This is a genomic window from Pseudomonas sp. 5.2, from assembly GCF_059025405.1.
Genome location: NZ_JBYBHH010000005.1, coordinates 54771 through 75626, shown reverse-complemented (window position 1 = coordinate 75626; position 20856 = coordinate 54771). Strand labels below are relative to the sequence as shown.

Genomic DNA, 20856 nt, shown 5'->3' with positions numbered 1-20856 from the left:
TTTTTCCTGTTGAAAGCATTTATATGAGCCTTGTGTCTGTTGTCATATCCCATACGAAATCCCCAGGTGTTCATCTTAATTGTCATGAAGGTAGGGGTGCCTGATTTGGTAGTAGTCGCCTGATGGTGCACTCGTATAGTTTTTTACTTCCATAAGAAGAGTAGTCAATTGAGATTTGAATTGAGAGGTCGCTAGTAAAAAATCTTAATTCGTCACTGACGCTTTTGTCAAAGTCAAATTGAGGATTTATAATGGTTTTTTTTGGTAGTTTTATGGCTCCATAGTATTTCCAGTCTTCGTCGATGAATGCGTAGAATTCTTTTTGATATAATTCGGGCGAGAAGCGGTTCAAACACTCGGAAAAGGAGTGGAGTTCCTCGTTTAGGCAGGTTTTTAGTTTTAATTTTTTTATTTTATTTAGTACATCATCTGTCTCAGTTAGCTTTAGTTTTGCTATTTTCTGATGGTTGTTAGTAAATATTTCTCGGATTTTTTTCTCGTGGCTATTCTGTATTTTTTTTCCTTGTGCTTTTCTATAGAGCAACTCTTTATCATATGGAGTGATAGTCAATTGCAGCACTCCTTAGTGTAAAAGGCTTTTCCTTTTCCATTTCGAATTTGTGGCCGATTATGTCTGCTCATTCTGGGGTTTCCATCGTCATCTAGTTTAACCTTTCCCGCTTCCCAGTGTGGTTTGTCGATATGGCTGCTATCTAACGTTTGCTGCTGCACAGATGCAAGGCCTTTCGCTCCTCCTGGTTGCGCCATCTCATAACGGTATTCAAATCCGGATTGGTTCCTGGATTGACTAATGGGTTGCTGACTTGTAGGGATTTTTGCCTGCCTCATAGCTTCACGCCGAGCTCCCCTCGAAGTGGCAAACGGATTGACTTCACTTCCTAGTGCTTTGGGCTCAGTTTCAAGCCCTAGAGGATCCGTCCAATTCGTTGGGTTCGGGGCATACACGTAAATGTTAATGCCACCCGTGAATCCAATCGGATCCTTTCCAATAAAGCGACCTAGGCTCGAATCATAGTAGCGATATCGGTTGTAATGAAGACCGGTTTCGATGTCAAAATACTGGCCCTGAAAGCGTAATGGATTGCGGTTCGGTACAGGTTCGGTACCATTACCTCGATTCTCCTCTGCATGTCCCCAAGCTCTATATGTTCCTTTCCACCCTACTTGTCCATTCTTGGATGTTAGCTCCATCGGGGTGCCCAAATGATTAGACTGGTACCAAGCAAGGGCGTCGAATGGCTTCGGTGCTGACTTTTGCTGCCAAACCGGATCTCTGTCTACGTTATACGGGAAGTCATAGTTCGGCTGATGCAGCATCTCCTCAACGTGATTCATTACCCCTTGTGCCACCGGAACGAACGTCCCAGGCTCAAACACGAAATGCGTGGTCTGCCCCTTGCCATCCCGGCCTTTCTGCTCGAACGCCAGTGTGTCGCCGTCCCAGATGAACAATGTCAGATCGCAGCCCAGTTTCTCATCCAGCGCACGCTGCGCATTCTCGTTCCAGATAGGTCCAGCTTGTGTCCGGTTGCGGTACTTCGAGCGTGAGTCCTTGTACACACGGCGGCCTAAGGCGTCATATCCAAACTCGACAACCAGTCGATCATCCTCGTATCGACGCAGGCGGTCATACAGGTCCCAGGTAAATTTGCCGGTCTTGCCGTTCTCAATCTGCTCCAGCAGATTGCCGCGCTCGTCGTAGCGGTACTGCGTGCCGCAGTAGCTGCGCAGCACGTTGTCCATGAGCTTGCGCGGCGAGTGCGGATTGGGCCCCGGTGGAGCTTCGGGGTCCAGCAGGTTGCTCGCCGGGTCGAAGGCAAACGTTTCCTTTTCGTAGTTAAGGCTGGCTTCGAGCAAGCGCCCCACTGGGTCATAGCGGTAGCGTAGATCACCACGGTTCAAGTCTTTGATATGGTGTAACTGACCCGCCTCGTCGTAACGATAGGTGCGCGCTGCTATGCGTTTGGACTCACCTTGCCGAACCAGGGTCTGTTCCAGCAACTGACCATTCGGGCTCCAGGTTTGTCGCTGGACCAGGCCATTACCTTGCACGCGGCCGATCTCCCGGTGCAGGTCATCACGCTCGTAACTGATCAACTCATGGTCGTCGAGTTTGAGCGCGAGCAGGTGACCGCTGCCGTAGGTTAGCCAGCTAACCCGGTGGCCATCGGGGCGGGTGGTGGCGATGCGTTGGTTGAGGACATCGTACTCGTGCTTGAACACGGCCACCTGCGGTTTGACCAGATAATCCAGCCACTGATGCTCACGCGTGTTGTTGCCTGCTGCATCGTAGAACCATTGCAGCCTGCAGGAACCGTTGTTAGCCAGCAGCAGCTTGCCATTGCCGTCATAGGCAAAGGTCTCAACCTCCCACTTCTCGCCGCCACGTCGTCCGGCCTTGCGCTGGATAAGCCGGCCCATGGGGTCGTACTCAAAGTGCGTGGTCCGGTCGCCATCCACGCGGCGGGTGGGCAGGTTGCTGCCGTTGTCGTAGAGGTAGTGGGTGGTTTCTTTGTCGAAGCCGGTTTCCTTGAGCAGTCGACCTACAGGGTCATACTTGAAGCTGGCTTCGCTGTTGTTCTCGTTGCGCAGGCGCACCAGTTGACCGAGCTTGTCCCAATGGTAGGTGAGGGTGGTGTCGTTGGCGTTGTGGCGTTGATGGATCAGCCCGGCTTCGTTGTAGTCCCAACGGGTGCGTCGATACAGGGCATCGGTGTGGCTGAGCAAGCGGCCTTCGGCATCGCGCTCGAAGCGTTCGGTGGTCTTGTCCGGATGAACGAGCAGCACCAGCTGGCCGGCTTCGTACTGGTACTCGGTGATCTCGCCAGCGGCGTTGATCAGTTTGGCCAGTTGACCCAGCGCGTCGTATTTCCATTGCGTGGTCTTGCCTGAGCAGTCGGTGTAGCGGGTCAGCTGTCCGTCACGGTTATAGGCCAACTTCTTCTCACCGCCGTTGGCATCGGTGATGGCGATGGGCAGGTTGTCGCTGTTGTAGGTGTAGAGCGTCTTGTTCTCTAGCGGATCCTGGGTTTCGATGATGTTGCCGCGCTGATCGTAGTCGAACTTCCACAGCCCGCCTTCTGCATCGCGGGTCTTGAAGCGCTGGTCCAGATCGTCATAGGCATGGTGGATCGACGAGCCGTCCGGGCGGGTGTGCTGGAGTAGGTTGCCGCGCTCGTCGTACGCATAGACATCGCTACTGCCATCCGTGTGGATGTGCTGGGTGACGTTCTTGGCGGCATCCCGGTAAATCCATTCCTCGTTCTTGTCGGGATGGATGATGCGATAGGGGTAGCCGAGAATGTCGCAGAAGTGCTGGGTTTCATTGCCGTTGGCATCCACGATGCGTGTCAGGCGGATGTTCGGGTCCCAGCTCAATCGAGTGTCTAGGTTGCCATCGTCCCCCCACTCGCGAACAGCTTTGGCATCAGCACCTTCTCCGAGCCATTCGAGGTTCATGCCCCGACCGGTGCGGTCGGTATAACGTGTTACGAGGTGGTGCTTGTACTGATACGTCCACTCGGTCCCATGCTCGCCCTTGGCGCTGCACAGGTCGCCGTGTGTGTCATAGGTGTATGACGCCAGTTGGCGTTGTGGCTGACCTTCATCCATCAGCCAAAGCGCGATGACACGTCCCTGATCATCAATTGTCGTATGGATATGGTGATGAGGTGTGCCGTGTTGATAGGTCACCAGGTCGGACAGCACGGCGCTGTCGCCTACACAATGTTCGTAGTGCAGGGCAATGCTGGAACCGCCCTTGTTCTTGATGGTGCTCAAGCGGAACTGGTTGCCGTGCCGCTGATAGATCTCTTGGCTCTCATGACCCCTGAGCAGGGCAAGGGTGTCTTTGGCGATCCGAGCAATGACCACATTCTCGATGGAATCGTAATGACTGCCTTTGAGCTTCGGCAGTGAGTACTTTTGACTTCTGCCGTCAGTGCCATGATAGGTGAGTTGATCTTCGACCAGATCGAAGCGAGCTGCGAACGGCGTGATCCAGCGTGATCCGTAGGGGCCGTTGTCAAATGCGGATAATGAAGAGCGATAGGTGCGGTTCCACTCGATGAGGAACACGCCAGGTAGCTGGAAATCGGTGTGTACGATTGTTTCGCTGCCTGTGGCGAAGCTGATGCTGCAGTTAGTGCCCGCTTTCGTACCGCGTTTCTTGCAGTTTGGATCTGCCTTTGCTGCCCGCTGCCCTGGAGCCGCCTCGGTACCCTGACGGCCCTGCACGTTACGGCTTTGGCTGGTTGAGCCAGGCGCGATGCTGCTTCGTCTCGGCTTGTATCCTCTTTTGATCAGAGCCAGTCTGAGTACACTCAGAATTGAAGCGATGCTGCCTGGGTCCGTCTTACTGCCGATGGCAACTATCTTGTTGCCTGCCATACGCCCGATGCTTTCAAGGCTTTGTGCGACAGGCTCAAGCAGGGTTTTCAGCTTTTCGCTCTCTCCGAAGCCCAGTTGGTTTTTGCTGAAGCCAATCCCGGTCTTTCGTTTGAAGTAGTCAGATGCTTCAGCCACCAGCCGCATACCGGGGAACAGGGCCGTCAAGGCGACATCCTTCACCGTTCCATCTGCCACCGACCGGATCAAGTCAGCGAGGAACTTGCAGACCTCGACAATCTTCTTGGCGAAGCTGGCAAGAATGCTCTGCAACTGCGCTTCGATCTCCCCAATGAACTCCTCAAGCTCTCCCGGACAAACCTCGGCAAGTGCCGCTTCAATCGTTATGAGCAGTGCTTGAGCAATGCCGTCCTTGGACGCGGTTCTTAGCGACTTCAGCGCTGGGCGCATGACTATCCGTGCGGGCCCGACACCAGGCAGTGGCGCGATAGCAAACAGATTGATACCAAGACCTACCCAGTTGAACGGGTCAGCCCGATAGGCACTGTCACCCTTGGCCAGTTCTATGATGTCGCCAATGGCATCTGTTGCAGCAAAGATGGACCCGGCTACAGGGAGAACTTCGCCAACAGAGATGACTGTCCTCCAGTTGACAATGTCTCCTGTGAGGTCCGTGAGCCATTTGGCTAGCATTTCGGTGCCAGCTCTTACGTCCTCCTCATCGAAGGTCTCTTTAGGGGCAACTACCCCGCCACACCTATCCATGTTGGGTTGTCCTTGTAGTGGGGCGCGCCATCGGAAGCGAGAGCTCTTTCAACGGGGCTGACTTAATGGCGGATTGGGTGAATTGCTTGGCATCGTGAGCTTCCAGCTCGCCGGATTTGATGAGTTGGCTCACGGCTTCCTGCATTGCCGCAGCTGGGGTAAGTGGCGCTTTTTGATCGGCGGTGGGTGGTGAGGACTGCTCCGCGAACGGTGTTGCCGAGATGGCCTTGGTGCGGTCACGGCCGAACAGAACTTTCACTGGCCCAGTGGCGAGTCCGGAAATGGCAGCGAACCCGTTATCATCTAATGTGCCTTTGACGATCTGGCCCAAAGCATCCTCAACTTCGTACTCGGCGCCCTTGAACGCATGGTTGTTCGCGTAGTGCTGGAACAGCTCCAGATTGCCGTTACCCGCCTTGATGTCCTCGGGAAATGCCGCTGCTTGGCTTTTTGAGCCCTTGTAGATGAAGTCAGTCGCGTGTGCCGTGTACTGCCCAGCCGTGGTGTGCAATATCCCGCCCGCGTTGTAGGTCGTACTGCTGCCGCCGGCCTGGATGACCAACTCCTCCTTGGCGCTGAGGGTGATGCGTTCGGCGGTGACGCTGACCTTGAGCTTGGCTAGGAGGTTGATGTTGTCCTTGAGCGCTTTCAGGTCGATGTCGCCTGACGCGGCCACCAGTCGCCAGCCCATGCTCTGCACGAACTGCCGCACGCCCCGACTGGCACTGATCAACAGGCGCTTCCCGATGGCCATGCTGGTGTGGCCGCCCGTGCTCAGACCCAGGTGCTCGCCGCTGGCGATATGGGTCGACTCAGGGGTTGTGGTGGCGATCCCCGCTGGGCTGGCGATCACCAGTTGCGGGTCCGCCAGCTCGGGGAAGCGGTTGGCTTCAGGGTTGCCACCGCTGCCGCGTATGGCGTCGTGCTGGGCCTTGAGGGCATCACCCACTTCATCCTGATCGCCGCTTTCCTGGGCCAGGTGATCGCGGGCTTCACTGGCAAAGGTGGTGTGGTACTCCTGTGCGACCTTCAGGCGCTCGGCGGTTTCGACGAGGTCCGTATGGTGTTCACTGGCGCGAGCACGCATTTCGGTGGTCAGCAGCAGGCCACCGCCGGCGCGTAGCACGCCGTGGGTATCGGTGCGCAGCTCGAAGCCTTGTCCACGCGGCTTGCCGCCAAAGTGGCGAGGATGGGTGAGGTAACCAAGGTTCAGTGCCGAGTGGTCGTGGTCACTCATCAGCGCTGCGCTGATCTGCCCGGTGGTGTCGTCCAGGCGCAGTTCGTTGTGGCGCTTGCCGTGGTGCTCCTTGCTGCGGATCGGGCTGAGTGCCTTGAACTCAGGCAGCCGGTACGGCGGGCGGTTGACGATGTGATAACTGCGCCCGGTGATCATCGGCTGATCGGGGTCGCCGTTGAGGAAACTGACCACCACTTCCTGGCCGATGCGGGGAATGGCCATGTGGCCCCAGGTGGCGCCGGCCCATGCTTGAGTGACCCGCACCCAGCATGAGCTTTTATCATCGTCCTGGCCGAGACGGTCCCAGGGGAATTGCACGCGCACACGGCCGTGCTCGTCACAATAGATTTCCTCACCGGGTGGCCCGACTACCTTGGCCATCTGCGGGCCTTCGATTACCGGTTTTGGGCAGGCAGGGGCGTGCCATTCGACCACTGCCGGAATCAAGGTCGCAGTGAGGGTGTAGGACGTGCCGACCTCGGCTTCGGCAGCATCCTCTTCCAGTGCCGCAAACTGGCGGCCCTTGTGCGTAATGCGCAGGGGGCGCCAGAGGATGTTCATGTCCTCGCGGGCGTGGCCGGTCAGCTCGAATGCAATACCCGGTTGCAGGCGAGCATCATCGCCTTCGACTTCGGCCACGCGCGCATCGCCGAACAGGGCATTGACTTTGGTCTGGGTGAACGGCTTGCCGGTGTTGTCGTGCTTGTAGCGGCCAGGGTAGTCGTAGCGTTCGTAGTCGTTGCTTTGATTGCCCATGTCCTGAGGGAACATGGTGTGCTCATGGTTGTAGCGTGGGTGAGTAAAGGTGTAGTCGCGCTGGACTTGGCTGCTGGTGCGTACCTGTTCGCGGTAGGCGAAGTGGCGCAGGCAGGGTTGCTGCTCTATGCCGCCGCGGTTGGCGACATACAATACTGGCTCGCCTTCCAGGCTACCGAAATTGCTGATGTGATCCGTCTGGATCACCACGTGGTTGGCTGCGCTGTGCTCGAAGGTGCAGATCAAGCCTTCCTCGGCCGACAGGCGCCAGAAGAAACCCAGGTCCAGGTCGCCGGCCTGGACGCAGAATTCGCGGCTCTGGTGTGGGTTGACCACATACTGGATCAAAGTGCCCCATTGGCGTTCGCGGAACAGTTCCTCTAACAGCTGCGGGATCGGGCGGTGCTGGAAGATACGCCAGTCCGATTGCAGGCCAGCGCGGGCCAGTTGTGGCTCGATCACGGCGCGGTAGCGGGTGCGGCGGTGGCCGGTTTTGCCTTGTTCGAAACTGCTGATCAGGCCGTGGACATGGCGCACTGCTTCCTGCTGCTGCCAGATGGTCAGCACGGCGGGTTGGTCTAGAAGGGTGGCGAAGTCGGCGTCGTCGGCGAAGCTGACCAGTTCGACCTCCAGGCGGTACAACTCGCTGACTCCTTCGGTCAGTTCGAACGACACCACATCAAACGCTATTGCCTCATCGGCGGGTGTGCTGAAGGTGAAGCGCACATCATTCAAGTTGCTCATGCGAACTCCTGCTGTTCATCCTTTCGGGCAGGTTCATGGGGCCGAACGCGTATATAGAACGCGCGGCATCAGTGCACTCAAGACCGTAGCGAGGAATCCATTCCAGGTCGCCGTTATCACGTCCTAAAAAGTTGTAGGAAGTTTCTCTAAATGCGGCGCTATTTGTTTTTATGGGCATAACCGTACTCGCCGTGCATATAGGCACGGTGACTGTTGAGTTACATCAAAGCAGCCTTGCTGAAGTTATTGCTGGAGCATGGTCTGCAGTGATGCCAACACCTGTTGGGTAATGCCGTTGAGTTTGGTGGTGAAGTACAGATAGATGCCGGTGCAGCACACGCCCATGACCGCCCACGGTGTCCACCAGGGCAGTTGACGGTTCATGCGATAGTGCCGGGGCGCCACGTTGGTGAACGGGTCGGTCAATCGTTCGGCAGTGGGCCGGCTGCCGCGCAGCTCAATGATTCGCTCGTGCAGGCGATTCATCCAGATATCCAGCTCCTGATCGCCGTTGGTCTGGTTGGCATACTTGCCTCGGTAGCCCAATGCCAGGCACCAGAACAGGAACACGAACAGGTCATAGCGATTCTCCGGCGCCTCTAGCAGGCGTTCGAGCACGCTGAAGAATTTCTCGCCGCCCCAGGTCTCTTGATGGATGGCGCTGAGCAAGGACTGCGCCTTCCAGGGCGACTCGCGTCCCCACGGTGTGGCCATCACAGCTTCGTCCACCACGCAGCACAGGCAGTAGGAGAACACTACACGGTCACCTTCATCGCAGTGCTCAAGTTGGCGCACTTCCTCGACCATTCCATGGATCATGGTTTTGACATGAGCGTACAGCTGTTCGACATGGTCATACTGCTCGGTACCCTCCATGCGAATGACCAGGCCGAGCAGCGGCGAGGCGATGTCGTGGACGGGGTTGCCTGTGTTCGAGCGGGTGTCGAATCCCAGGGCATCGACTTGCGGGAATAGCTCGCTCAGTAAAGGCGATTCGCGCGTGTCTATCCGGTCTTTGTCATACGTTTGAGAGGATGTAACGGTCATAAGGTGGACCTCCTGGTCACATCACCGGCTGCCGCCCGGTCTGGGCAGGCCAAAGCTGGTGGGTTGCATTCGCCGTATTGACGACCTGCAGTTGATGAAAGGAATTGCTGCTGGCGTACAACGCCATGAAGTGGGAAAGCACATTGCCGAACAGCTGCAGTTCCCCCTCGCACGCAAAACCGGCAGGATCGATGTGCAGCGTGGTGCGCCGGCCGCGCACGGGCTGGCCCTTGATCAACCAGTCATACGGTTCGCTGTCCACCTGCTTGATGGCATCCAGCCGCTGCGTAGTTAGGCGTTGTTGTTGCAGGTCGTGCACGGCCACGAAGTCGTAGGCCCGCAGTACCGAGGCGAACGCAGACGGCGAGGAGAGCGACAGATTGTTCAAGGTGAGGTTGGAAATCAGCGCCCAGTGCCGCTCACCCTGACCACCGCTTTGCAGTAACGGCGGGTATGTGCGGCTGGGCCGTGACAGGTTGCGGTAGGTGACGAATGAGGGTGTATCTTGCGTCGTGACATCGATGTGGCCCACCTCCAACTGCTGCGCCAGGGCGCCGTTGGTACAGGTCAGCTCGATGCTCAGTGCCTCTTGCTGAGCCAGGTAAGGCGTAAGGTTGCGATGCACCAGGCGTAAGCGGTGCTCCACCTTTTCAGTGATCGGGTTCTGTTCGAGATCCAGCTTGTAGTAAGGCGTGGGCTGCGCCTCAGCTAGTGGAAAACTGGGGTCGAGGGAATCGTAGGGTTTGAACTCCCGCAGATGCTCCCGGGTTTTCTGGCGCTGGCTGCTGACACGATCAATGCAGAAGATCTCATCTTGCGCGCCGTCACGCCGCGCCGTTTGAATGGTCTCACGCAGCGCCTGCCCATTCAGCGGCATGGGTTGCGCCGAGCAGGAAAACAGGTTGATGGCGGGGATGCAGTTGAGCAGGATCGTCGTCTGGTCGATCAGCAGATCAGGCGGAAGAGGGGCATTGAAGCGAAATTCCAGTTGGATGTGCGCTGCGGCCTCGTCGGGCCAATAGGCTGAAAGCCCTTCGATACAGAAACCGTAGAAACGCTCGGGGAACCAGAGAAACTCTTGCAGAATGCGATAGCCGTCCAGGTGTTCGCCGGCGCTGGGCAACAGTGATTCCTCCTTCTCGAAGCCGACGAAGGAAACAGTGGGCGGCAGTGTGAAGCGGTACTGGTTGATGTGCAGGTACAGCTTGTCCAAATGCTGCGACAGCCACTGGTACAAGGTCAGTGCATTATGGCTCCCGCCCGCCAGGTGAAAGCGAAGGTGGTCGCACTTCATGCGCCCCAGCGGTTGTTCGGATAAGGCGCCCAGGTCGATGCGCACCACGGGCGCTTCGGCACTGCGCAATGTTGTAATGTTACGGATTTCTAACGGGGCGATGGCCAGGTCCGCACAGGTGCGGAATTCGCAACTCACGCCCTCTACCGGGCGGGAAAACACCGGTGTGCCTTTGGGCAACACCTGGGTCTCGCTCAAGGCGTGGTCGATGAGCTGGAACTGCATCAGCGTGACGCTGGGCAAGGGCCGCAGGACGTTAGGACAGAGCAGCTGCAGCAGCGGATGGGTCAGCTCGGGCAGGTGGTCTTCAATCTTCATCACCAGGCGAGCGGTGAGAAACGCGAAGTTCTCCATCACGCGTTCGACATCCTCCCCCGAGGCCGTTCGGCCGAGGAAAGGGGCCAGCTGTGGGTTGTCCTCGACGAAGTCGTCGCCCAATTGTTGGAGGTGCCGCTTTTCCTGTATGAACCAATCTTTAAACTTCATGTTTATCGTTTTTGACTCTAATCGGGTGGCTCTCGTCGGTGCGAGAAAAGATTCCAGTCAATTCGTGGGAAATTTCCTACAAGTTGCGGGCTTAGAAGGTTCTGATGCAGTGCGTACTCCTTTTCATAGTTCAAGTTGTTGCCTGTCGTCTGCAAGAAAAGTGTTAGCGGGTATTTCTTCATAAATATCATTGAACAGTGTTTTGCAGTGCTGCTACTGTCTTTGGAAGTGTGCGCCTCTTAAGTGCCTCCATCTTCGAAAATGCAGTCGGTAAGGTTTACCGCTATGAAACTGAAAAAGGATTATTTCCTACATGGTTTGTCGTTGTTGCAGCGCCAAGCAATGCCCGTCGTTGTTGCTGCCATAATCATTGGTATTGCAGCAGCATTAGTCTGGCTCTGGTGGTTGGGGCCTGAATGGCGTTGGCATGAGCGGCAGCCACTGGCTGATCTACCCGTTCGCATTGCGGCAACCGTGCTGCTGATGGCCCTGCCACTGCTGATCTGGAGTGCGCAGGTGCATCGGCGTAACCGTTTGATCGTGCGCGAACAGCAACGACAGGCGCGGCAGGTGGAAGACCCCTGCTTGGCGTATGTCCAGGCCCAACAACGTTTGCTCGACACCAGCCTGGCCCGGTTGCGCGATAGCCAGGGTGGGCGAGGGCATCTCTACGATGTGCCGTGGTATCTCATCCTTGGCGAAGAGAATGCAGGAAAGTCCAGCTTTGTCAGCCGTTCGGATCAGCGCTTTGCACTGACGCGTACCGAGCGCAGCGCAAGCCAGCGGGCCACGACAGACCCGGACCTGGCTTTTGGCATCGATTGGTGGGTTGGCGACGATGCCGTGTTGATCGATCCGCCAGGCGAGTTCATCAGTCAGCCTGAACGGCCAGTGGTCGTGGCTGATCCCATCAAGCAGCCTGTGACCAGTGGCGCCGAAGGGGAGGTCGAGACGGTTGAAGTGGATGAAACGGCAGGCCCGAATGTAGAACCCATCGGTCTGCCACCTGGCATCGAGCGACGCTTGTGGCAGCACCTGATCGGCTGGCTCGCAGACAACCGCAGCCGACGTCCGCTCAACGGCGTGGTGTTGCTGGTGGACATGGTCAACCTATTCGCACGGTCGGCAACTGAGCGCCGTGACTTGGCCTTCGTGTTGCGTGCTCGCTTGACTGAGCTGGGTGGGGAGCTGGGTACGCGGTTACCGCTCTACGTGGTGATGAGCAAGTTCGACTTGCTGGACGGCTTTGACGAACTCTTTGCCAAACTACCGGCACGTGAGCGCGAAGAGGTGCAGGGGTTCACCTTCACCTTGGCGTCGGTGAAGGACTTCGATGCCTGGCTTGAGGAGTTGGGTAGCGCCTATTTGGACTTCGTTGGGCGACTCGGCGATCGGATGATGAGTGCGACGATGGGAACGCCAAGTGCGGGCCGCAAGAGCGCTTACTCACTGCTCAAGGAATTGAGCGGCGCCCAAAACCTGTTGCTGAGTTTTCTGGGCGATGTCCTGGGCAGCGATCGCTACAGCACACCGGCCTTGGTGCGGGGCCTGTACTTTTCTTCGGTTTATCAGCGGGGCGAGGTGCGTAACCTCTTTGCCGATGCTTCAGCCCGCGCCTTCGCCTTTGCTTCGCCGGCGTTGTCAACCAAACCGCAAGGCACCTCGGTGGTGTACTTCGCCCAGCAGCTCTTGCAACGGGTGGTCTATCCCGAGGCCGGCTTGGCGGGCGACAACCAGAAGGTCGTTCAGTACAAGACGCAGCTGTTGAAAGGTGGTGCAGTGGCGGCGGGGTTGTGCGGGCTGGCCATGGCCGGTGGCTGGTTGCATTTCTACAGCGTTAACCGCGACAAGGCGGAGCATGTACTGGAGAAAAGTAACGCGTTCACTCAAACGAGCATGGACGCAAAAGACGATCTGACCGGGCGTAGTCTGCTGATGCCCCTGAATGACATCCGCGAAGCTGTGAGCCTGTATGGCGATTACCGTTCAGGCTGGACCGTGTTCACCGACATGGGACTGTACCAAGGCAAATCTATTGGCCCACAGGTGGACCAGGCTTACCTGAATGCCCTGGCCAGGCGCTTCCTACCGGCAATCGCAGGCGGTGTGGCGGCCACCATCAAACACTCTATCCCCGGGAGTGATGAGCAACTGTCGGCATTGCGCATCTACCGTATGATCGAGGATCGCAATAACCGCCGACCGGAACTGGTAGAGCAGTGGATGGCCCGTGAATGGCAGAAGGCATATCCGGGGCAGGGGCAATTGCAGGTCGCGTTGATGCGGCACCTCAACTACGCACTGGCTTATGCCGACGTCGAGCTGCCCGAGTATCGGCAGATGGTGGCCGAAGCACAGCAGCAGTTGCGCAAGCTGCCATTGGCCCAACGGGTCTATATTGGCCTGCGGCAGCAGGCGCAAGAGCAACTGCACGGTGAGCTGGATTTGCGCAACGAAATCGGCCCGGCATTCGATATCGTGTATGTGCCACTGGCCGAGCGTGATCACCAGGCGGGGGTCGATGGCAACCTGTCTCTAGCTCCCTTGTTGACTGCGAGCGGTTTTCGGGACTACTTCGATCAGCACAGCCAAAATGCGACCGACCTTGCCCTGATTGATCAATGGGTGCTGGGCGAGCGACGACACCTCGACTATTCAGAGGTGGACCGACAAGCCCTGACCGAGCGGTTGCGTGCCCTGTACAGCGCAGACTACATCGACAGTTGGCGGCGCGTGCTGAACCAGTTCTCGGTGACCGAGTTCAGCGACCTCACGCATGCATTGAGTGTGCTAGAGCAGGTCACAGGGCCCGCCGCGCCGATACGTCGACTGCTGGAAACGGTGCGTGGCAACACGATGATCTATCCGCAGGTGGCGGACAGCGAAAAGCAATCGCAGCCCGCCCAGCAGGCGCACGCCCAGGCGATGGGTATCTACCGTTCCTTCGCCGGCCTGTCCGGCATGCTCGACGTTCAGGGCGATAAACCGTCTTATTACGACGAAACGTTGCAGGCCATCAGCGCCGTCTACGATTATGCAAAGGCGGTGCAGGATAACTCGAATCGGGGCAGGGCGGCGCTCGCGGTAGCGTTGAGCCGCTTCTCGGAAAAAGACCCTGACCCCATTCGTAATCTGCAACGCATTGCTACGGGGCTACCTGAGCCGCTGAACCGTCAGGTACGCCAACTGGCTGAGCAAACCTCGCAGGTGCTGATGGTCATGGCGTTGCAGGAACTGGAGCAGCGCTGGGGCGCCGAGGTATACAGCGTCTACCTGGAGCGTTTGGCATCGCGCTATCCCATCGACCCGGCCGGCCCGGATGTGTCGCTCAAGGATTTTGAGGCGTTCTTTGGCCCCCAAGGCCAACTGAAGCGCTTCGAGGATCAGTACCTCACCGTGTTCCTCAAAGACAACCTCGATGCGCTGCAATCGAGTGCCGGCGAAGGCTTTCTGGTGCGCCCCGAGGTGATTGCGCAGCTTAAGCAGGCCGAAGTCATTCGCAACGCTTTTTTCGATAACCGCGGCGAGCTGAACGTCAGTTTCGGCCTTGAACCTGTGGCGATCAGCAGCGGGCTGCGGGGCAGCGTATTCGGCCTTGATGGACTGTTGCACGCCTTTGCGGACAGAGGTAAAGAGCCCATCGGCATGACTTGGCCAGGGCCCGCCGGGGAGAGCGGGCATAGTCGCGTCACCTTGGTGCAGGCCACAGGTACCACGGTCAGCCAGAGTTACCACGGCCCCTGGTCGCTCTATCGTCTGCTCAGCCGAGGTGGGCTCAATGCGCGCACTCCAACCAGCGTGGATTTGAGCTTCAAGATTGCAGGCGATTCTGCCCGCTATAAGTTCCACGCTACCGGTGCGAACAATCCCTTCACCCGCCAGCTCTTTGCGGGCTTCGCGCTACCGCAGCGCTTGCTTCGAGATGACATTGCCAGTGAAGTAGCGCAGCAGTAGCGCTTCACGGCCCACAACAAAATCCCGATGCCAGTGACCTGGATCGGGATTTTTTCCTACGGGGTCTACTCCGGCCTGATAGCCCAAAGTTGCATTTCCAGGTTCGGGAACTCGCCAGCAATGTGGAACCCAAAGCCACTTGCCTGCTTCATTTGCTGCCACGATTCATGCTGACGGTCGAGTTCGAAGTAGACGAACCCGGAGTGGTGAGGCAGGAAGCGAGGTGTTACCAGCTGCGGAATCAGCGGCATGCCAGGCATTTGCAGTTGTACGAAGTGATGCAGTTGCTCGATCGAAGTGACTTTGCCCTGTTGCTGGAACTTCTTGCGCAGATCCTCACCCGGTAGGTCTGCCCGTACGGCCAGAATGAAGGTGGCGTCTTCCAGAAGTTTGCGCTCATGCAGCGTTGCCGTGAGCACGCCATATTGCTGCTCCTGGATCGGCAGCGACACGGCGCGGGGCTGGAGGATGGTGCTAAGGGAACGGCGCAGGGTCTCCTCCAGCATGTGGAAGGATTCGGCCAAGTCATCATGTTGGTAAGCCGGGTACTCCAGTGGCAGCCGACCGTCGTCGGTGAAGGTTACCAGCTCGCCACAGGCCTGCCCTAACGCGATATGCAACTGCTCAGGGTGCACGTTGCGACGACGAGCCAGGTGATGGAAATAGGGGTGGAGCCGGTTCATAACTTGCAGCAGGGCAAAGTCGGTGATATCGGCGATACCGGACTGGCCGGGTGAGCAGATCCGCTGCGCGAGATTGCGTGCGCGCTCGCGCATCAGCCCCGTCGCCTCTTCAAGGAAGCCCAACAGGGCCGGTGCCGCCTTGAGCGAGATGCACGTGGGATAGAAACGCGGGTCCAGTAGCACACTGCCATCGGGCCGCTTGTCTAGCACTTTGGCTAATGCCAGGCAGCTGTAGGCGCTGTTGTCGTCCTGCAGCCTGATCTGTACGTTCGGAATGGCGACATCGAGGATCATCGAGTCGCCGCTGCCGCCGTGGTTGTCCATGATCGGAACACCTTTGGCAATAAAGCGACCGCCTGAATGGTCACTGTCGGGCCAGCGCACCTCGGGGGCGCCGGGTGCATGTAGAGGGAGGGCGAGGAAGATGACCTTGTTGGCAGCATCCAGAGGGATTTCCAATGGAGGAGGTGGTGGCATGTCGCCAGGAATATCGAAGACCGTGCCATCAGGCATTACACCACGGGCACGGGTGATCGCGATTTTGCCGAAGCTCAAGTACTCGGCGTTCAGTTCCAACTCGCTGAAACCGTAGAACGCATCGTTCAAACTGGTAATACGTTGTTGCAATGCCGATTCGGCGGCGTAGGCCATTTGCTGAAAATGCTGGGGTTTGACGAACAGCCCTTCTTTCCACAATACCGCGTTGCGTGAACTCATGAAGATGTTCCTCTTGGTTGGGTAGCGGACTCACTGGTCACGGCGGTATTCGCTGTCGTGCCGAAGTTCAACGCCATTGTTTTCAAAGTGGACATGTATGGTGTGGTTATAGCCGCGAGGTTGGATGCGCACGGCATCCTTCCAGTTGCCCAGCGGGCTATCGCCCAGGCGCGCAATGACGGCGATGTAGCGAGTGCGTTCGTTGAGTTCTTCGTGCTCGATGAATTTGAAATGGCCGGGCATCAGACGATAGTCGTCAGCGCTGATCAGTGTGGTCCCCAGTGCTTTGTCCAGGTCTTCCTCTACTTGCTCGTAGGTAGCATCCAGCAGCAACGAATCGTCCCGCAGTTGCAGGACTTTGAACGCGATGGATGACGGTGTTTGGCGTTGGGGCGGGCTGCTGGGTTCTGAGGGCAGCGCGGGTCCTGCCGCTGCGTAACTGGCCAATGGCGCGGGCGATTTCGCATCGTTGATGGCCTGCTCATGGTCCGCGGAAGTGGGGTAGTTCTGGTGCAGCTGTTCGGCCAGTGAACTGAGCCTGTCCGTCAGCGCTACGGCGTCCTCGGCGCTGAGGCTAGCCGCCAATAATTCGGGATGGCCATGCGCCGGTGCGGGTGTACCTGACGTCTCATGCGCCGAAGTGGCAAGTGCTGGTAGATCAGCAGCATACAGGCTCAGTGCCACGTGGCTGATATCGTTGTTGGGGCCGCCGATAGGCAAATTTGGATTCACTGCCACTTGATAGATCCTGCTGATCGACGTGCAGCCAGTGAGTACCAGGCCAATGAGCAACCATCCAATGGTCGTTTTCATCGAGCCTCCTTGCCGAAGATGCGCGCGATGGCCGGATCAATCCGGGCTTCTGCAGCTCGGTCCAATAAGGCCAGCGGGTCAAGTTCGTCGACCGGTGCGGTCGTCACAGGCTGAAGAAACCTTAAAGTGTCGGTCATCGGTGTGCCAAGCGCTTGTAGCGGGCAAAGCTGTGTGGTTAGCAGCGCAGTAAGCGGGTTTTTGGCTGCACAGTGTTCTGGCCTCACAGCGTCTTCGTTAAACAGGCGTATGGCGATCTGATAGGTGCCGATCTGCAGTCTGTCGTTATGCCTTAAACGGATGAATGTTCCCGAGAGAAGCCCGGTATCACTGCCATTCATGAAGCTTTTGCCGCTGTGGTCGATGATGCAGAAGTGGCCGTCATGCCAAGCAATTTCGCAGTGCACCGGCAGGATGTTCGTCTGGCGATCATGTAGCTGCCACGTGCCCTGACTGCCAATGGTGCCGCCTGCGATGTCGAATCGGTGTTGCGGTTCACTGCCATGCAGCAGCTGTTCTGGGTTAAGAATGGAGAGGGTGAGACTAGGTTGGATAACAGGTGGGCTCATGCGCGTACCGTGATGCGAACAGGGGGTGGCGTAGGGTCATTGGGCTCTGCGATGAAGCTGGTCCATCCTAGGTGGGTGCCGTGCTCAGCCCGCAAGCTGAAGGGCGGCGCTTCCTCAGCACGCATGCGCAGTTCCAGGTCATAGGCACCGACATCGCGGAGCAGGAAGTCCACCAGGTGGCTCAACTTCTGGAAGTTACCGCCGCTGGGCAAGAATTCGCGAAACTGCGGCTGATTCAGGCCAGCGATCACGATGGTGAACTTGCTGTTGCGTGATTCGGTGCTGTCACCGATCAAGAAGTTGTTATCAAGTTGGCAATTGCGGGTGCCTAGGCCATTGCGCTGGGGCAAGGGAATCGGCACCGTACGTTTTTCGTATTCACGGATGGCCACCTGCTGCAAGTCGAAGCAGTGCGCGATCATGCCGGCCACCATGCTCGGTGATCGGCTGCGGCTGGCGATCATCCCCACATAACTGAGCAACCGGCTCCACGGTAGCGGTGTGGCGCCTCGCAACGCTGAGTCATCCAGCCCGATGAGGGCAAAGATGTAGCGGGAGAAGCCATCTTTTGCGCCCGGTTGAAAGCGCCGGTAGTAGCGGTACTTGCGCCAGCCCTGATGCAACAGGGTGTGCAGGCGATGGTTGAAGAAGTTGAAGTACGCCGGACGCAGCCCGATGCCATGAGCGTGTTCGTAGGCAATGTCGTCGAGATAGTAGGTGGGCAGCGGCGAATCTGTGCCATGCAGCCCCAGGAAGCTGGCCTGAATCCGATAGCGATCGTCCTCCAGGCGGTCAGCGCGCAGTACGTCGGCAACCGGGAACGATAAACTGGGAGAAACCTCCAGCCGCAAGCGGCGCCGAGCCTCCCGGGACAGGGGGCGTTGTTCGAGATCGTCCCCGTGCAGCTGGTGCATCAGTTCCAGTAATTGGAAGTAGGTGTACTGGTGCGCGCTACGTAGAACAATATCGGCTCGTTCACGACGTGTTTCTTTATCGAGGTTGTCCATAGCGTATTGCATATCCCACTGTGTTTGATTATGCCTGTCGTGGCGCTATTTGATCTGTGTTGATGTAAGTCATGTTGTTGGATGATGGTTGTGTTCGATCGGTATATGTTTAAAAGTTTGTAGGAAAATTCGCTATCGCGTTCTTCTAAATTAAACGACTCGAACACTAGAGTGCATTCTTCCGGAAATCCACGATGTACTGGGTGATGGTTTCCTGTCGAGTATTTGGGTGTAAGAAAATGTGTGTTCGCTAGTCGTTTGCCGATCCAGCCTTTTTTGAATAAAGAGTGCATATGCCCATGAAATATAAATGCGCACGTTGAAGCGCCGACTTGCTGCCCGTGCCCGGACGACCCTCTGTCAGCAAGAAAACGAGTGTCGTTAGAGGGCGTAATAATAGGTAAACCATCCTCAGAAGGAGGGTTCTACCATGCGTAATCATCACTACGCCCTCGGTGCTGCGCTACTGCTCACCCTGGCCATGCCTTGGACGTTGGCGGCGGCTGCCGACCTCAATGCACCTATCGACATGCAGGCTGTCCAGCTGCAGCCGCAAGAGCAAAACGGCATCCGTTACCTGGAAGGCGGTATCGGCCAGGATGAAGCCAATGCCCTGCGCAAGACCAAAGGGTACGACTTGCATGTCGAACTCTCGGCAGGCCCGGGAAGCGAGTTCCAGAGTGGGGCCACAGTCGACATACAGAGCGCACAGGGCCAGCCCGTGCTGAGCGTTACCAATGTAGGCCCGCTGCTCTATGTGCAGTTGCCACCGGGCCATTACAAAGTCACCGGCAACGCCCAAGGTGAGACGGTACAACAACAGGTGGCCGTCGACGGCAAAGCGCCTGCCACGGTGAACCTGCACTGGCGTTGAATGGTACAGTCCGGGCAGGAGTACATCTGTACTCCTGCCGAATGGGAGCGCACCGCCATGAGCCTGGACCTTCAGCTGGAGATGTTGGACGAGCGGGGCTTTGTGTTGATCCCCGGTGTGCTCGAACCCCTGCGTATCGCTTTGCTGCGCTGCGCCATCGATGACTTGCAGCCCATTCACTGGGATTACCAAGGGCTGCTCGAACACTACAAGTGCGTGTTCAACCGCAACCCCCTGTGGTTGCCCTTTCTTGATCTGCCACCGCTTATCAACCTGGCCGAGGCCGCGCTCGGCGAGGACTGCCACGTGATCGGCCAGACCGCTTGGCGCAGCCACCCCGGCTACCCCGGCATGGCGCTGCACCTTGATCACCTGCCCATGCAACTGCCCGCGTGGATCAGCGAGCGAGGTGCCTTTACCCAGCCCATGCAGATCATCACTGCGCAGCTGTACCTCAGCGATATCGATCACAGCATCGGGCCGACCTGGATCGTGCCTGGTAGCCACCGGGCAGCACGCCCACCCGAGGCCGGCGAGTCCGAGTGGCAAGGGCGTGAAGCGCATCCGGTGTTGTGCAAGGCGGGGGATGCACTGGTGTTTCGCAGTGATGTCTGGCACAGCGGCGGCGCCAATTGCACGCAGTCGCGTGAGCGCGACATGCTGCAGGTGCATTACGGCCGACGCATGGTGGCGCAGAAGTTTTCGCCGTATTTGCACTGGCAATTCAACCCGCAGGTGTTGCAGGAGGCGACGCCGAGGCAGCGGCGGCTGTTGGGTGAGCATGAAGAGGCGGCCTACGACTGAATGGCGACAGGGCCCGTGATAAGGCGGTCGCCCTGGTATTAGCCAATGGTGGCAAACAGCTTTCAACTTTCTGATTATCTGGACAATAATCAGAGAAGTATTACTTGGTGTGACCGGTTTGGATGCGCCGGCCACCGCATAAGCTCGAGGGGCTCAAGCCCCCACTTTGCCCGTGTTGTAGACCATCAGGAGATGTCATTGATGAAAACCCGTCTCGCTGCTTCGCTGGCCGCTGCAGTGCTGGCCTTCGCGGGGGCCAACCTGGCCCAGGCCGCGCAGGTATCGGCTGCAGTTGGCGCCACCAGCCAAGGCGACATGACCTACCGTATCGGCCTGTCGTTCGACTGGGACAAGAAATGGCTGGAAAGCAGTACCGGTTATGTGACCGGTAACTGGGATGCGGCCTACACCTATTGGGAAGGCGGCGACGCCAGCGGCGCGCACTCGTTGTCGTTCAGCCCGGTATTCACCTACGAGTTCAGCGGTTTCACCTACACCCCCTACATCGAGGCCGGCATTGGCCTGGCGGCGTTTTCCAAGACAGAAGTGGGCGACCAGCGCCTAGGTTCGGCGGTCAACTTCGAAGACCGCATCGGTTTTGGCCTGAAGCTGCCGGGTGCGCAGAAGGTCGGCATCCGCGCGATGCATTACTCCAACGCGGGCATCAAACAGCCTAACGACGGGATCGAGTCGTACGCGCTGTTCTACAGCAAGGCGTTCTGAGTTTGATGCGCTTTTTGT

13 protein-coding genes are annotated in these 20856 nt (G+C 57.7%); 4 read left to right on the top strand and 9 right to left on the bottom strand.

Features of this window, described 5'->3' with window-relative positions; genetic code table 11:
- Positions 1-82 precede the first annotated feature (82 nt).
- The 5 genes from AC5PZ0_RS09605 to tssF all read right to left on the bottom strand — a co-directional run bounded on the left by AC5PZ0_RS09605 (position 83) and on the right by tssF (position 10697).
- Positions 83-571, bottom strand: a complete 489-nt coding sequence (locus AC5PZ0_RS09605) for a hypothetical protein (RefSeq protein ID WP_157767035.1) — start codon at positions 569-571, stop codon at positions 83-85.
- Positions 568-5061 (bottom strand): RHS repeat-associated core domain-containing protein, encoded by a 4494-nt coding sequence (locus AC5PZ0_RS09600; protein ID WP_493854800.1) that lies wholly within the window; start codon positions 5059-5061, stop codon positions 568-570. Before AC5PZ0_RS09600 ends, AC5PZ0_RS09605 begins: the two co-directional genes overlap by 4 nt.
- Before the next feature lie 64 nt (positions 5062-5125).
- A complete protein-coding gene (locus tag AC5PZ0_RS09595; protein WP_493854799.1) occupies positions 5126-7870 on the bottom strand; it encodes a type VI secretion system Vgr family protein in 2745 nt (914 codons plus the stop codon).
- 243 nt (positions 7871-8113) lie between these two features.
- Positions 8114-8917: a type IVB secretion system protein IcmH/DotU gene (gene icmH / locus AC5PZ0_RS09590; RefSeq protein WP_493854798.1), complete on the bottom strand. Its 804-nt coding sequence runs from the start codon at positions 8915-8917 to the stop codon at positions 8114-8116.
- A 16-nt stretch (positions 8918-8933) separates the two neighbouring features.
- On the bottom strand, positions 8934-10697 hold the full coding sequence (gene tssF / locus AC5PZ0_RS09585) for a type VI secretion system baseplate subunit TssF (RefSeq protein ID WP_493854797.1): 1764 nt from the start codon (positions 10695-10697) through the stop codon (positions 8934-8936).
- A gap of 285 nt (positions 10698-10982) precedes the next feature.
- Here tssF and tssM point away from each other — a divergent pair, with 285 nt between their 5' ends.
- Positions 10983-14651 (top strand): type VI secretion system membrane subunit TssM, encoded by a 3669-nt coding sequence (gene tssM / locus AC5PZ0_RS09580; RefSeq protein WP_493854796.1) that lies wholly within the window; start codon positions 10983-10985, stop codon positions 14649-14651.
- Between the two features lie 65 nt (positions 14652-14716).
- Here the strand turns inward: tssM and tssK are convergent, their stop codons facing one another.
- The 4 genes from tssK to tssG are packed head-to-tail and all read right to left on the bottom strand — an operon-like array spanning position 14717 to position 18437.
- Positions 14717-16051, bottom strand: coding sequence for a type VI secretion system baseplate subunit TssK (gene tssK, locus AC5PZ0_RS09575; protein ID WP_493854795.1), 1335 nt, complete (start codon positions 16049-16051; stop codon positions 14717-14719).
- A 30-nt stretch (positions 16052-16081) separates the two neighbouring features.
- Positions 16082-16864 (bottom strand): type VI secretion system lipoprotein TssJ, encoded by a 783-nt coding sequence (tssJ, locus tag AC5PZ0_RS09570; RefSeq protein WP_493854794.1) that lies wholly within the window; start codon positions 16862-16864, stop codon positions 16082-16084.
- Entirely contained in the window at positions 16861-17430 is a 570-nt protein-coding gene (locus AC5PZ0_RS09565; RefSeq protein WP_493854793.1) for an FHA domain-containing protein, read from the bottom strand. The genes tssJ and AC5PZ0_RS09565 overlap by 4 nt, the downstream gene beginning before the upstream one ends.
- A complete protein-coding gene (tssG, locus tag AC5PZ0_RS09560; RefSeq protein ID WP_412764773.1) occupies positions 17427-18437 on the bottom strand; it encodes a type VI secretion system baseplate subunit TssG in 1011 nt (336 codons plus the stop codon). The genes AC5PZ0_RS09565 and tssG overlap by 4 nt, the downstream gene beginning before the upstream one ends.
- A 430-nt stretch (positions 18438-18867) precedes the next feature.
- Here tssG and AC5PZ0_RS09555 point away from each other — a divergent pair, with 430 nt between their 5' ends.
- The 3 genes from AC5PZ0_RS09555 (at position 18868) to AC5PZ0_RS09545 (ending at position 20838) form a co-directional block, all read left to right on the top strand.
- Positions 18868-19311 (top strand): hypothetical protein, encoded by a 444-nt coding sequence (locus tag AC5PZ0_RS09555; RefSeq protein ID WP_099429423.1) that lies wholly within the window; start codon positions 18868-18870, stop codon positions 19309-19311.
- A gap of 57 nt (positions 19312-19368) precedes the next feature.
- Positions 19369-20115, top strand: coding sequence for a phytanoyl-CoA dioxygenase family protein (locus AC5PZ0_RS09550; protein WP_493854792.1), 747 nt, complete (start codon positions 19369-19371; stop codon positions 20113-20115).
- Between the two features lie 201 nt (positions 20116-20316).
- On the top strand, positions 20317-20838 hold the full coding sequence (locus AC5PZ0_RS09545) for an acyloxyacyl hydrolase (protein ID WP_493854791.1): 522 nt from the start codon (positions 20317-20319) through the stop codon (positions 20836-20838).
- Positions 20839-20856 lie beyond the last annotated feature (18 nt).

What these genes read in the sequence shown, in the direction of transcription:
- AC5PZ0_RS09550 (WP_493854792.1), top strand. Translation starts at nt 19,369, where the DNA reads ATGAGCCTGGACCTTCAGCTGGAGATGTTGGACGAGCGGGGCTTTGTG.
- icmH (WP_493854798.1), bottom strand. Translation starts at nt 8,917, where the DNA reads ATGACCGTTACATCCTCTCAAACGTATGACAAAGACCGGATAGACACG.
- AC5PZ0_RS09555 (WP_099429423.1), top strand. Translation starts at nt 18,868, where the DNA reads ATGCGTAATCATCACTACGCCCTCGGTGCTGCGCTACTGCTCACCCTG.
- AC5PZ0_RS09545 (WP_493854791.1), top strand. Translation starts at nt 20,317, where the DNA reads ATGAAAACCCGTCTCGCTGCTTCGCTGGCCGCTGCAGTGCTGGCCTTC.
- tssK (WP_493854795.1), bottom strand. Translation starts at nt 16,051, where the DNA reads ATGAGTTCACGCAACGCGGTATTGTGGAAAGAAGGGCTGTTCGTCAAA.
- AC5PZ0_RS09565 (WP_493854793.1), bottom strand. Translation starts at nt 17,430, where the DNA reads ATGAGCCCACCTGTTATCCAACCTAGTCTCACCCTCTCCATTCTTAAC.
- tssJ (WP_493854794.1), bottom strand. Translation starts at nt 16,864, where the DNA reads ATGAAAACGACCATTGGATGGTTGCTCATTGGCCTGGTACTCACTGGC.
- AC5PZ0_RS09595 (WP_493854799.1), bottom strand. Translation starts at nt 7,870, where the DNA reads ATGAGCAACTTGAATGATGTGCGCTTCACCTTCAGCACACCCGCCGAT.
- tssG (WP_412764773.1), bottom strand. Translation starts at nt 18,437, where the DNA reads ATGGACAACCTCGATAAAGAAACACGTCGTGAACGAGCCGATATTGTT.
- tssM (WP_493854796.1), top strand. Translation starts at nt 10,983, where the DNA reads ATGAAACTGAAAAAGGATTATTTCCTACATGGTTTGTCGTTGTTGCAG.
- AC5PZ0_RS09600 (WP_493854800.1), bottom strand. Translation starts at nt 5,061, where the DNA reads ATGCTAGCCAAATGGCTCACGGACCTCACAGGAGACATTGTCAACTGG.
- tssF (WP_493854797.1), bottom strand. Translation starts at nt 10,697, where the DNA reads ATGAAGTTTAAAGATTGGTTCATACAGGAAAAGCGGCACCTCCAACAA.